A 12,743-nucleotide genomic window follows, 5' to 3' on the forward strand; every position below is an offset into this window, starting at 1 on the left:
GTCCAACTGGCACCTCAAACACACCCACCACCGCAACCCACCCCGACCACCAGCCAGAACAGTCACACTCATCCCGCCCACCAAACCCGCCAGCAGACGCCAGAAAAACACCTAAATCACCGGTATTGGCTTTAGCCCGTACCTGTCCTTCTCCGGATCCGCTTCCTGCGGCCGTGCTTCTCTCGGGTCTTCTCCTGCACAGATTCCAGGTTCCCGACGCCGCCGGACTACCCCTGCACTCGTGGGACATGATCCTCCCCGGCCCAACCGGACCCGTCCGCCTTTCCGACTCCGGACCGCCTGGTCCTCGCCGCGCACGGACGCCACGACCCCGGCCGCGCCTCCCACCCCGACGACGCAGCAGTCCGTGCGGTCCCTGCGGGCCGTCGCGCTCCTGCCCGATGCATGCTTCGTCCTGTACGTGCCGTAGGAGCACCCGGCTCTCACCTGAGTACCTGGTACTCACCGACCCGCTGACCGTTGCGTTCGGATTCATCGCCACCGCGGGACAGTTCGTCCAGTGGGTGCGGTGGCAGTGAGCCCGGTCCGCCCGTCCGACCTCGGGAGCAGGATGGGCGGACCCCATGCTCGGCTGGGGACACTGGGCCAGCCGCGGTGAGCGGTGGCAGGAAGGACAGTCGTGGGCCGCCCCTGTCATAGGCGCTATTAGACGATTGGGGCGACGACGCCGACGGTGTTGCAGTCCTTGCGGATCAGGAACGGCAGCCCCTGTTCCAGGGCGACGAGCACGGCAACTGTGCCGGCCGTCTCTATGTTTGTCGCTCGGCAGACCTTCGCGACGCCGCAGCCACCGTGATCGTCACCCTGCATCAGGACACCGTGGGCCTCTGTGAAGAACCCGCAGGCGAGGGCGTGCCCGTCGTCGCCCTCGGCGAACGATGCCTCGCTCCAGGCGATCGGGCGATCAGCGACGCTGACGGGCTCGTTGCCAGGTGGCGCTCTCCACGAAGAAGTTGTCGAAGCGTTCTTGCGAATCGAGGAGTTCCCGCGGATCGGCCGTGCCCTTGCCGACGCGGTCGAGCAGCCGGAAGTAGTCGAAGCGCTCGACGCCGGGGGTGATGACGATCAGTACGTCGGCGCCCGCGTCGGGTTCGGCGGCGAAGGCGTGCGGCAGTCCTGGCGGCACGAGGAGGAAGTCCCCCTCGTCCGCGGTGATCACACTGTCCCCGGCCAGTGCCTGAAGCCGGCCGCCGAGCACGAAGAAGAGCTCTGCGGACCCGGTGTGGCGGTGAGGCGAGGCTCCGTCGGTGCCCGCGGTCAGGGTCACCCGCTGGGCGCTCACGGCCCCGCCGGTGGTACTCGCGTCAGCAAAGAGCCGCACGGTGCTGTCGGCGCTGCCCAACAGCTCGGCCTCGGCATCCCGGACCAGGATTCCGCCCTGGGTATTGGAAGTGATCAAGGACATACGCCCCTCCAGTCGTCAGAACCGCATCCGGTCCCGGACGCAAGCCGGGTCGCGATCGGCAGAAGTGATTCCGCGTCGAATAGTACGACAGCTAACTATCAGCCGTCGAATAAGATGGAGACGTGACGAAGGAAGACGGGACCAAGCCGGGCGTGGCTACCGAGACGCGCCAAAGCCCCAAAGACGCTGTCGATCAGATCCTCGACCAGTGGCGCAGGGAACGGCCGGACCTGGACCTGTCGGCGGTGGGGGTCTTCGGGCGGCTGGGTCAGCTCTCGCTCCTCCTCACCCCCATCCTCGAAGGGGTCTTCGCCCAGCACGGGCTGCGACGGGGTGAGTTCGATGTCCTGGCCGCACTGCGCCGATCCGGACCTCCGTACACCCTGATCCCGTCCGCCCTCGCGAAGACCCTGATGCTCTCCCGTGCCGGCATGACCAACCGCCTGGACCGCCTGGAGGCAGACGGCCTGGTGGAACGCCGCCTCGATCCCACCGACCGCCGCAGTTTCCGTGTCGCACTCACCGACCGCGGCCACGAAGTCGTCGACGCCGCGGTCACCGACCACGCCGCCAACGAATCCCGCCTCCTCTCCGCCCTCACCCCCGACGAACGCCAAACCCTCGACCACGCCCTGCGCACCCTGCTCCAGACGATCGAGTAGGGCCGAGCGACCCTAGCGGCGAGGGCACGGCCGGGCGAACGCGGCTGACGGCGAGATGGTGTCGACTGAGTTGAAGTGGCTCTGGTCGCCCTTTGCCGGGTAGACCCCGCCGTTTTCGACAGGGGGAACGGGAGCCACTCGGGCAACGGGAATGAGAGCCGCGCTGCTCCATCGGTGAAGGGAATGAAGTGCGGCAGCGGGTTGGGGGTGGAAGTGCCTGTGGCGGGTTTATGGGGGGCGAGCCGGTGGCTTGTGGGTCCGGGCCCTGCTAGCTCGTGTCCCTGACAGGCGCGGTCTGGAAGGGCCCGGCACCGTTCTGCGGCAAATCAATCGCTGATGTCGGGTAGGGGGTGGCCAGCCCGCAGGATTCGACGCAGATGCACAACCGAGGCAGATGACAGGGCTGCTTCACGTAGCGGCGGAGTCTCCCTGCTGCGGGCTCCCCCAGGGCGCTCGGGCTGGCCTTGACGCCCACGTCAAAGCGTATCTTCGGGAAAGTTGCTGCCGCACACCCTGCGGCAGTCGCCCCCTCACAGAGTGGAACACACGATCATGCCCCCTGCATCTGATTCCGGCGACCGCGCAGCGCTGCTCAAGCACGACCGGCGCTTCTTCGACGCGCTGGTCGCCGCCGACACGGCCCGCTTGGGCGAGCTGCTGGCAGACGACTTCATCCTGGTCAGCATCGAGGACGGTTCGGTAGTCCCCCGATCCGCCCTGCTCGCCGCGGTCTCCTCCGGAACCGTCACATTCCCCGCCATCGAGTCCTTCCCCGAGGAGGCTGTCGTCCGCAGTATCGGCGACATCGGCATCGTCATCGGGCGGACCAGCATGAACTTCGTCAACTCCGATGGCACCACCTTCACCGCCGGAAGCCGCTACACCCACGTCTTCACAGCGGACTCCGCCGCAGGATGGCGTCTCGTATCCGCTCAAGGCACCCGGATCGCGTTCACCGACGCGTGAAAATGCAGTGAACGTGGCCTGGAACCCCGCTACACAACCTTCATTGAGGGCATTTCAGCTCTTTCGTCGCGCTGGTCTTGACCGGGAAGAACTGGTGGAGGCAAGGTCGCTGCCCCACAGCCGGGCCCAGCGGTTGAGATGATCAGACCCGCGGGGTCTCTGCACCAGGTGCGTGAGCTGTCGGTTCAACCTTCTGCGCCCGGAGGCCTGGAGGTTGGCGGGTTGGCGGTGAAGTGCCTGAATCGCCACGATCGCGACGCCGTTGGCATCGGTGCAGCAGATCGTCTTGTGTGCCGCGCTCGCGGACCGACGACACCGACCGGTGCCGGCCTGCGGCATCCCGAGCGGCTTGGCTTCGCGACCAAGCCCCAGTTGCCTGCCCGGATGGTGATGAGGGCACTGGACGCGGGGACGCCCGTCCGTAGTTCCCATTAATCTGATGCTACGGCTTCATGACGTCTTCCTCTGACAGCACGGCCCCGCCCAGACTTCCATGTCGAGGACGTGGGCGCCCAGTCGATCCCGGATGATGCCGACGCTGACCGCGCCGGTGGTGAGGGGCTTCTTGCACCAGATGCAGGCACGGCCGACGGACTGGTCCCACGTCAACGTCCCCGGGTCGGGGAGCGGCCTGGGTGCCCGACCATCGGCTGCGGCCGTCAAATGAACTTCCCCTCGTACGGGACGGGCCTCGGGCGCAGCGCCCCGCTCGCCGGCTCGCGTGAGGCATCGGGTGAGGCCGGCGGCGGTGCGCTGAGTAGTTCGTCTGCCGAGGGCACAGCGTCATTCTCCCCGCGTTGGCCGGGTTCTCCAGCGCCGCCCGGAATTCGGCGGTGTCCAGCACCTCCTGTACGCGACCTGCTCCGTACCACGACCCGTTGAACCCGGCATGGCCTGCCGTCCATCACTCACCCGCAGGAGCACCGAATGCCAGCCCTCGAAGGAACCGTGCCGGTGGCCGGTGCACCCTGCTGGTGAGTCTGATGGCGCGGGGCCTGCGCGCGGCACAGTCCTTCTACTCCGACGTCATGGGCTGAACGTTCAGGCCCAGCACGCTCGGCAATGACTTGTCGGTGGCTCTGGCACATGGTGAACCGGTCGCCGGGGTCGGATGCTGCCAAGCCGGTGGCTATCCGGCCGTCTGGACCCCGTACTTCGCCATCAGGGACGCGGACGAGACGGCGGCCCGGATCAGTGAGCGCGGCGCCACGCTCGCCGTCGGCCCCCTCGTCCTGGGTGAGGGCCGCGCCGGGATCGCCGCCGACCGGGACGGCGCCGTGTTCGGATTCTGGGAACGCCCGGGCCCTGACCTGGCCGGTGGGGCGGGGCAGGGCCCCGGTTCGGCTGGACCTCCAGACCCGTGACGCGTTCGACGCCGCCATCTTCTACGCCGAGGTCTTCGACTGGGCCCGGCCGCCCGGCGGCTGCACGGTCGCCTACGCCCAGGACCACATCACGTCCAGGCACAGGGACGCACCGTCGCCACCCTGCACGGCGGAGACGACGAAACCGGCCCGGACCCACGAGTTCGGCCCCGGTGGAATGTCCACTTCCGAGTGAGAGACAGCGAGCAGGCCTCGGCAGCTGCCGTCACGGCCGGAGGCGAATCCTCACCGGTTCCCCCACCCGCCGACGCCCCGGACAACGCGTTCATCATCCGCGACCTCGATGGTGCCCTCTTCGGCACCGAAGTCCTAGCTCAGACACGAGGGAACAAGTAACCCGCCGGTAGGTTCTGGGACCCGTTTCCCGGTGGCGGGACGCCTCGTTGGGCTGTCCGGGTGAATGCCCGGGAGGTCGACGGCAAAGGGGCGGGTGTGCGGCAGGAGTGGTCGCCGGAGGAATTGCTGGCGAGCTGGACCCTGGTGGATGGCGACTGGAAGCTCGTGGCCAACAAGACCGGGCCGACGAGGCTCGGCTTCTGCCTGATGTTGAAGTTCTTCGAGATCGAGGCCCGGTTCCCGGAGTTCATCGAGGAGTTCCCTCAGCCCGCGGTGGAGTATGTCGCGGGTCTGGTGAAGGTGCCGGCGGCGGATCTGGCGAAGTACGACCTGGCGGGCGCGAAACGGCACCGCAAGCAGATCCGTGACGTCCTGGAGTTCCGGCCGCCGACACGCGCTGACGAGGAGTCGCTGACTGCGTGGCTGGCTGCGGAAGTGTGCCCGGTCGAGCTGGTGGAGGACCGGCAGCGCGAAGCCCTGCTGGTGGAGTGCCGTACGCGGAAGATCGAGCCGCCAGGCCCCACCCGTATCGAGAAGGTCCTGGTCGCGGCGCGGGGCAGGTGGGAGCGGGCGTTCTGCGCCCGGACCATCGAGCGCCTGGGAACAGTGGGCAGGGCCCGGCTGCTGGCGCTGATCGCCGAGGGGAACGGCGAGGGCACCGCGCTGCTGGCCGCGCTCAAGCGCGACCCGGGAGCTGTCGGTCTGGACGCCCTGCTGATGGAGATCCTCAAGCTCACGTCGGTGCGGGAACTCGCCCTCCCAGACGGGCTGTTCGCGGACTGCTCGGAGAAGCTGGTGGCCGCGTGGCGGGCGCGGGCGATCAAGATGTACCCCTCGGACTTCCGCGACACGGCGGAGGACGTACGGATCACGCTGCTCGCGGCGCTGTGCTCATCTCGGCAGGCGGAGATCACCGATGCCCTGGTCGACCTCCTGATCGCTCTGGTTCACAAGATCAACACCCGTGCGGAGCGGCGGGTGGAGAAGCAGCTGACGGCGGAGTTGAAGAAGGTCCGGGGCAAGGAGGGGATCCTCTTCAAGCTGGCGGAGGCCGCGGTCGGCAAACCGGACGAGGTCGTGCGGCGGGCGCTGTATCCGGTGGTTGGGGAGAAGACGCTCAAGGACCTGGTGGCCGAGGCGAAGGCGAACGAGAAGGTCTTCAAGGCGAAGGTCCGCACCACGCTGCGCTCCTCCTACAGCTCGTACTACCGGCAGATGCTGCCGCCGCTGCTGAACACGCTGGGCTTCAAGTGCAACAACACCGCCTACCAGCCTGTGATGGACGCCATGAAGTTGCTGAAGAAGTACGCTGGCGTCGACGGCAAGACCCGCTTCTACGACGCCGCCGATGTCGTGCCGATGGACGGCGTGGTGCGCAAGGAGTGGCGGGAGGCGGTCGTCGACGACAAAGGCAGGGCCGAGCGCATCCCGTACGAGTTGTGCGTGCTGGTGGCGCTGCGCGACGCGGTGCGCCGCCGGGAGATCTACGTGGAGGGCGCGGCCCGCTGGGGCAATCCGGAGGACGATCTGCCCGGTGATTTCGAGGCCACCCGTGCGGTGCACTACGCCGCGATCCGCCAGCCGCTGAACCCGCGGGCGTTCATCGCGGATCTGAAGAAGCGCATGACCGCGGCCCTTGACGGGCTCTCGGCGGCGCTCGCGGACGGCTCGGCGGGCGGAGCGAAGGTCACCACCCGCAAGGGCGAGCCGTGGATCACCGTGCCGAAGCTGGAGCCGCTGGCCGAGCCCACCGGTCTCCAGGCGCTCAAGGACGAGGTCGTACGACGGTGGGGAGTCCTCGACCTCCTGGACGTGCTGAAGAACGCCGACTTTCTCACCGGCTTCACCGACGAGTTCTCCTCGGTGGCCGCCTACGAGCGCATCGACCGCGACGTCCTCCAGCGCCGCCTCCTGCTGGCCCTCTTCGCCCTGGGCACGAACATGGGCATCCACGCAATCGTCGCGACCGGCGAGCACGGCGAGAGCGAGGCCGCACTGCGGCACGTGCGCCGGCACTTCATCACCGTCGACAACCTCCGCGCCGCCGTCACCCGGCTGGTGAACGGCACGTTCGCCGCCCGCGATGCCGCCTGGTGGGGGCAGGGCACAGCGTGCGCGTCGGACTCCAAGAAGTTCGGATCCTGGTCCTCGAACTTCATGACCGAGTACCACGCCCGCTACGGCGGCAACGGCGTGATGATCTACTGGCACGTCGAGCGGAAGAACGTCTGCATCTACTCCCAGCTCAAGTCCTGTTCGTCGTCCGAGGTCGCGGCGATGATCGATGGCCTGCTGCGACACTGCACGGACGCCGAGATCGAGTCCCAGTACGTCGACACCCACGGCGCCTCGGTGGTCGGGTTCGCGTTCACCGAGCTGCTCAACTTCCGCCTGTTGCCGCGGTTGAAGAACATCGGCAGCATCCGCCTGTACCGCCCCGACGACACCCCGCCCGGCTGGCCCGCGCTCGGCGCCTCGCTGACGCGGCCGATCCGCTGGGAGCTGATCGAGCAGCAGTACGACCAGATGGTCAAGTACGCCACCGCGCTCCGCCTCGGGACGGCGGAGGCGGAGCAGGTGCTGCGGCGCTTCACCCGCGGTGGCCCCAAGCACCCCACCTATGCCGCGCTCGAAGAACTCGGCCGTGCCGTGCGCACCATCTTCGCCTGCGACTACCTTGCCAGCCCCGGCCTGCGTCGCGAGATTCACGGCGGGCTCCAGGTCGTGGAGAACTGGAACAGTGCGAACACCGTGCTGCACTACGGCAAGGACGGCGCGCTGACCGGCCCGGACAAGGAGCACGCCGAAACGTCGATGCTTGCCCTGCACCTGCTCCAGTCCGCGCTCGTGCACGTCAACACCCTGCTCCTCCAGCAGGTCCTGGCCGAACCGGCCTGGGCGAAGAAGCTGAGCGATGAGGACCGGCGCGGGCTGACCGCGCTGTTCTGGTCCAACGTCAACCCGTACGGCACCTTCCGCCTGGACATGGACAAGCGCCTCGACCTGGGGCTCACCGTCCCGCGCCCACGGGAACCCGGGTGGGCGGGTGCCAGGTGAGAATCCAGCCGGCGGTAAGCGCCGCCGCACCCCCTGCCAGGGCGATTGCACCGCCCGTTCCGATGCCTGCGGCCACCGCGCCGAAGCAGGCCGGGCCGACGCCCTGCAGCGTCATGCTGCCGGAGCCGAGCAGACCGAAGGCCTGGCCCTGGCCATCTGGCGGCAGGGCGTCCAGGAACGGCCGTTGCAGGCCGAGACTGTAGGCGAATCCGAAGCCGCAGAGCAGCAGCAGACACGACGAGACACCCACTCCGGGCTCGGCAGCGAAGCCGACCAGCGGCAGGCCCATCAGCGCAATCAACGGGACCACCAGTCGCTCCCGGGTGGGCGGCCGTAGGAGTCGGCCCACCAGAAGGTCACCGACGAGCATGCCGACCGGCAGACAGCCCATCAGCACCGCGTACCAGCCGGGCGCGAAGTGGCGTCCTCCCGCGTAGGCGACGATCAGACCCTCCGCGCCCGCTACGAACGCGCACGGCAGCCACTGGGCCAGCATCAACCGTCGCACCGACTGTCCGCGCAGCAGCAGCCCGGCACCGCGCAGGCTCGCCCGGACCGCCCCGTCATCGCCCCGAGCGCTGCCGGGTGTGCCACCGAACTCTCCCGGCTGCAGCCGAGGCAGCCCGATGCGGACAGCGAGCGCGCAGCCGAGGTAGAGGGCGGCGCTGACCGCGAGCGCCCGACGCGGGCCGAGTGCCGCGACGGCCGCACCTCCCAGCGCCAGACCGAACAATTGCGCGCCGGAGGCAGCGATGTTGTTCAGCGAACGGCCCAGCACATAGGCGTCGCCGTCCAGTGACTGCGCGACCAGCCGACTCGACGCGCCGTGAAACACCGGTGTGGCGAGGGCGACCAGCGCCACGACACCAAGGCTTGCCACGGTCGGCATTCGCACCAGGGCGAGCAGCAGGGCGGTGGCGCACGTCAAGGCGTAGCCGCCGGTGATGAGCGCGCGGGCCGGCAGCCGATCGGCCAGCGAGCCCAGCAGCAACGAGCCGAACAGCTGCGGGATGAAGCCGATGCCGAAGGCCAGTGCGCTCAGCAGCGCGGAGCCGGTGGACGAGAAGACCAGAACCGAAAACGTGGTGATCCGCAGCGCGTCCGCGGTGATCGCGACGGTGCGGGTCGAGAAGAGCAGCCGGAACCGTGGCTCGGCCAGCACCTCCCGGTAGGTGGCACGGTGGTTACCCTGGGCGGGCTCGGCGGTTGAGGTCATGACGCAGAGCCTCGCCGTGCGCCCACGCCGCTCACCAATGATTCGTCGCTGGACGAATCGGAACAGACGTCCCTCGGTAGCATGACGCGGTGCTCCGCTTCGAAGTCTCCGTCGAGGACCTGCTGCGCAGCCGCTTCGCACTGTCGCCCGCGATGGACCTCTGCTTCCTGCTGCGCTCGCTCGCCGGACAGGACCGGACGCTGCCGCGAGCCTGGGCCGGCCGGCTCCTGCCGGCCTTTGAACGGCTTCGCCGCGAGAGCGAACTGAACGCTGTCCTCGCCCTGCACACCCCGCGATCCGGACCGAACTTCGTCGCCCCGCCCCCGCGCGGCCTCAACCAGACCTGGGCGGACGACCTGGCCATGATCCGGGCCACACCGCTGGAAGCGACCCGCCACGAAATCGCCACCAACGCGACCGGCCCGTTGGCCCGTGATCCCCGCGTACGCGCAGTGCTGGACTCGACGGACGTCGTCGCCAGGATCGCCGAGGCGATGGACCAGGCCTGGCACGAGCTGCTCGCCACCGACTGGCCGCAACTGCGCGCGATCTGTGAGCGCGATGTCGTACACCGGGTGGGGGTGATCGGCGAACACGGCTGGGTCACGACCATCGAGAGCCTGCACCCGAGCATCGCCTGGCAAGCCGGCGGTATCGAGATCGGCCACTTTCCTCAAGTCGGAACAGTCCGCCTCGCCGGCAACGGGCTCCTGCTGATCCCTTCGGTCTTCATCGCGAATATCGCCGCCCACCTGGAAGACCCCTGGCCCAGGACCTTGATCTATCGTGCCCGCGGCACCGCCGCCCTGTGGGGCGAACAGGAGAGCGTCCCCGGGCCGGATGCCCTGACCGCTCTGGTTGGCCGGTCCCGAGCCCGGCTGCTGTTGGCGCTGGACGCCCCTGCGAGTACCAGCCACCTCGCCCGAAGCCTCGCCATGACACCCGGCGCAGTGGGAGACCACCTCGCCATCCTGCGAAGCGCGGGACTGCTCGTCCGCGCCCGGTCCGGACGGTCCGTGCTCTACTGCCGCACCCCGCTCGGCGAGGCACTGGTCGCCGGTACGGGCTGAGGGCTCAGATCAGCACTGCTTCTTGAGGCACCGGTCGTCCGCGCTTGCCGCGGATGGGCGGTACGGCGTGGATCAGGGGCAGGAGTCGAGGATCGAAGCCTGCCCGCCCGTCGTCAAACGATCGAATGACGACAGGCGTGGCGGGCGTCCAATGAACCCGGACTTTCCGGGGCCTGACGGCACGTCGGATCCAATGAGATCCGATGGCGGTTGGCGACAGGGTTAGATGACATCTCGGGTCCGATGCGGCGGAACAGCGCGAGGAACAGCGTGGCCAATCTCGTCTACAAGCGGGTGTCGACCGACCAGCAGTCGACCGACCGCCAGAACCTCGTCCTCGCCGAGGCCGGGATCGAGGACCCGATCGTTTTCGAGGAGGACGGCGGCACCTCCAGCCGCCTCCACCCCCTCCAGCGCCCGAAGTTCGGTGAGCTCCTCACCTACGCACGGCCAGGCGACACCGTGCACACCTCCGAGATGTTCCGTCTGGTGCGCGGCACTGGGCACATTCTCGACGTCCTCGACGTCCTCCACCGCGATCAGGTGGCGCTGCGCATCCACGGCGGAGCGTTCTCCGGGATGGACCTCACCGCCCGCCACCCGCGCACCGGAGAACTGCTGTCCACCGTGAAGTTCATGGTGCAGACCCTCGCGGCCGCCGGCGAACTCCAGCGCGATCTTCAACGCGAGCTGACGTACGACGGACTGCGGGCCGCCGAGGCCAAGGGCAACAAGGGAGGACGCCGCCCCGCTCTCGCGGGCGAGGCGGTCACCGACGTGCGCGCCGCGTACCTGGAGGGCCAGTCCATCGCTGCCCTGGCCCGCGACCACAAGGTCAGCCGCGGCGCCATCCGTACTGCCGTCGCCGACCTCCTGCCCGAGCACGTCACTGTCGACGACTCCGTTCCGGCCCCGGAGCTGCCCATCACCCTCGACATGCCCGGCAAGGTCGCCGACTTCCTGCGTGCGACCGACCTGGACGACGCCGAGCGGGCCGCACTCGACCACGGCCAGGCCGTACGGCGCGGCACGGGCTACACCCTGCGCGTCACCGCCATACCCGCGTTCCACCGCCAACTCCTCGACCGCTGCCAGAGCCTGGACGGTACCGGAGCCATTCCGGCACAGCGCAAGGCCCGCCGCGAGTACGAGAACCGCGTCAACGCCCTCGGCGAGTGACCAGACCCCGCCCAGAAGACTGCTGACGGGTTACTTGTTCCCTGGTGTCCGAGCTAGGACTTCGGGGCCTCTTCAGTCTGTCCGGGGCCTGACGACGGCCCGCCCTCGGCCAGGTACTCACGCCGATCGGGTAGGCGTCCATCCTGGGAGCAGTGCACGCCGGCTACCGCCCATGCAGCCTCGACCTGGTCGTACGTCTCACGGACGGTGAGGTCGAGCGCGAGGGCAGTGGCCAGTGTGCGTACGGCGGCCGCTCAAGAACCAGTGAAGGCGAAGCGGTGGAGAGGGCGGCTCGGCGCGGAGCACCTTTGGCGTGCGCGTCCGGTCTGGGTCAAACGCGCCGGGTCACGAGCCGGGGCCCACGGTCTCGGGCCCGACTGCAGCGAACGGCACCGTCGCTCAGGACGAGATCCGGGCGGATGTCACAGCATCACTACCTGTGATGACGAACGACCCCTCGGACGAGGGCCCGCTCCAAGGTTCTGTGCAGCTGACGGCCGCCCGGACGCATTTCTTGCGGGGCCACGGGCCTCACGGGGTCAGGGACTCGCGGTAATGCTCAGCCCTGGACGGGGAGCCAGCGGCGTGGCTGCGGGTGGCGCAGGCGGGACTTCTCCGGATCTCTCAGCTGGGGGCCTGGGACCGAACCTTTCGCCGACGGTGTCGGGACGCTATCTGCCGTTGTCCGAGCGCGAGGACATCGCCGTGTGGCGTGCTCAAGACGTTGGGGTCCGTGAGATCGCGCGTCGGCTTCGCCGGTCGCCGTCGACGATCTCGCGGGAGCTTCGCCGGAACGCGTCAACGCGCACCTACCGCCTGGAGTATCGGGCGTCCATCGCGCAGGGGCATGCCGAGCGGCGGGCTCGGCGACCTGCGGCCCCGGTGCGTGTCTTGGGTTTCGAAAGGTGCTCAGCCTTCAGGTCGCGAGGGGGCCAGGCATCGGCGCAGCGTGGGTTTGTCGATCTTCCCGACGGGGTTCTTGGGGACTTCGGGAAGGATGATGATGTCGGCGGGGATCTTGTAGCGGGCGAGTCGGGTGGTGAGGAAGTCGCAGATCTTCTCGGCGGTGAGGTCGATGCCGTTGCGCAGGGAGATGAAGGCGATGGGGACCTCGCCGAGTACTGGGTCGGGGCGGCCGACGACGGCGGCTTCGAGGACGGCGAAGTGGTCGTGCAGAACGGTTTCGATCTCCTTGGGATAGACGTTCTCGCCACCTCGGATGATCATGTCTTTGGCGCGGTCGACGAGTATGAGGTAGCCGTCGTCGTCGAGTCGGCCGATGTCCCCGGTGTGGAGCCAGCCGTGTTGGAGGGTCTTGGCGGTCTCGTCGGGGCGGCCGAGGTAGCCGCGCATACTGACTTCGGCCCGTTGGGGTGAACCTTCTCGAAGTCCCTGACGCGTTCGCCGTAATGGCTGTATTCCGTGGTGTGTGAGGTATGCGGATGG

10 protein-coding genes and 1 pseudogene are annotated in these 12,743 nt (G+C 68.5%); 7 read left to right on the forward strand and 4 right to left on the reverse strand.

Annotation, left to right across the window (positions count from 1 at the left end):
• Positions 1–666: 666 nt before the first annotated feature.
• Entirely contained in the window at positions 667–831 is a 165-nt protein-coding gene (locus tag ABZY11_RS37760) for a hypothetical protein (RefSeq protein ID WP_356483499.1), read from the reverse strand.
• A gap of 94 nt (positions 832–925) precedes the next feature.
• Positions 926–1,426 (reverse strand): cupin domain-containing protein, encoded by a 501-nt coding sequence (locus tag ABZY11_RS37765; RefSeq protein ID WP_356483500.1) that lies wholly within the window; start codon positions 1,424–1,426, stop codon positions 926–928.
• Between the two features lie 122 nt (positions 1,427–1,548).
• On the opposite strand from ABZY11_RS37765, the gene ABZY11_RS37770 reads away from it, so the two are divergent.
• From ABZY11_RS37770 to ABZY11_RS37785, 4 genes are all read left to right on the forward strand, one after another.
• Positions 1,549–2,088: a MarR family transcriptional regulator gene (locus ABZY11_RS37770; protein ID WP_356483501.1), complete on the forward strand. Its 540-nt coding sequence runs from the start codon at positions 1,549–1,551 to the stop codon at positions 2,086–2,088.
• 552 nt (positions 2,089–2,640) lie between these two features.
• On the forward strand, positions 2,641–3,054 hold the full coding sequence (locus tag ABZY11_RS37775; protein ID WP_356483502.1) for a nuclear transport factor 2 family protein: 414 nt from the start codon (positions 2,641–2,643) through the stop codon (positions 3,052–3,054).
• Positions 3,055–4,127: 1,073 nt separating this feature from the next.
• Positions 4,128–4,418, forward strand: a complete 291-nt coding sequence (locus ABZY11_RS37780; RefSeq protein ID WP_356483503.1) for a hypothetical protein — start codon at positions 4,128–4,130, stop codon at positions 4,416–4,418.
• Between the two features lie 417 nt (positions 4,419–4,835).
• Entirely contained in the window at positions 4,836–7,832 is a 2,997-nt protein-coding gene (locus tag ABZY11_RS37785; protein ID WP_356483504.1) for a Tn3 family transposase, read from the forward strand.
• Here the strand turns inward: ABZY11_RS37785 and ABZY11_RS37790 are convergent.
• A complete protein-coding gene (locus tag ABZY11_RS37790; RefSeq protein ID WP_356483505.1) occupies positions 7,786–9,048 on the reverse strand; it encodes an MFS transporter in 1,263 nt (420 codons plus the stop codon). The two genes, ABZY11_RS37785 and ABZY11_RS37790, sit on opposite strands and share 47 nt — an antisense overlap.
• An 89-nt stretch (positions 9,049–9,137) precedes the next feature.
• Here ABZY11_RS37790 and ABZY11_RS37795 point away from each other — a divergent pair, with 89 nt between their 5' ends.
• The 3 genes and pseudogenes from ABZY11_RS37795 to ABZY11_RS37805 all read left to right on the forward strand — a co-directional run.
• A complete protein-coding gene (locus ABZY11_RS37795; protein ID WP_356483506.1) occupies positions 9,138–10,118 on the forward strand; it encodes a winged helix-turn-helix domain-containing protein in 981 nt (326 codons plus the stop codon).
• Positions 10,119–10,388: 270 nt separating this feature from the next.
• Positions 10,389–11,297, forward strand: coding sequence for a recombinase family protein (locus ABZY11_RS37800; protein WP_356483507.1), 909 nt, complete (start codon positions 10,389–10,391; stop codon positions 11,295–11,297).
• A 555-nt stretch (positions 11,298–11,852) separates the two neighbouring features.
• Positions 11,853–12,170, forward strand: a pseudogene (locus ABZY11_RS37805) (helix-turn-helix domain-containing protein); the annotation flags it as partial.
• 36 nt (positions 12,171–12,206) lie between these two features.
• Here ABZY11_RS37805 and ABZY11_RS37810 read toward each other — a convergent pair.
• The gene (locus tag ABZY11_RS37810) at positions 12,207–12,650 is read right to left on the reverse strand and encodes a hypothetical protein (RefSeq protein WP_356483508.1); all 444 of its coding nucleotides are present in this window, start codon (positions 12,648–12,650) and stop codon (positions 12,207–12,209) included.
• Between the last annotated feature and the right edge of the window lie 93 nt (positions 12,651–12,743).

Source organism: Streptomyces sp. NPDC006510, from assembly GCF_040611955.1.
Classification (GTDB): domain Bacteria; phylum Actinomycetota; class Actinomycetes; order Streptomycetales; family Streptomycetaceae; genus Streptomyces.

Coding starts and splice junctions, on each gene's coding strand:
- ABZY11_RS37760 (WP_356483499.1), bottom strand. CDS start 831: ATGCAGGGTGACGATCACGGTGGCTGCGGCGTCGCGAAGGTCTGCCGA.
- ABZY11_RS37765 (WP_356483500.1), bottom strand. CDS start 1,426: ATGTCCTTGATCACTTCCAATACCCAGGGCGGAATCCTGGTCCGGGAT.
- ABZY11_RS37775 (WP_356483502.1), top strand. CDS start 2,641: ATGCCCCCTGCATCTGATTCCGGCGACCGCGCAGCGCTGCTCAAGCAC.
- ABZY11_RS37790 (WP_356483505.1), bottom strand. CDS start 9,048: ATGACCTCAACCGCCGAGCCCGCCCAGGGTAACCACCGTGCCACCTAC.
- ABZY11_RS37810 (WP_356483508.1), bottom strand. CDS start 12,650: ATGCGCGGCTACCTCGGCCGCCCCGACGAGACCGCCAAGACCCTCCAA.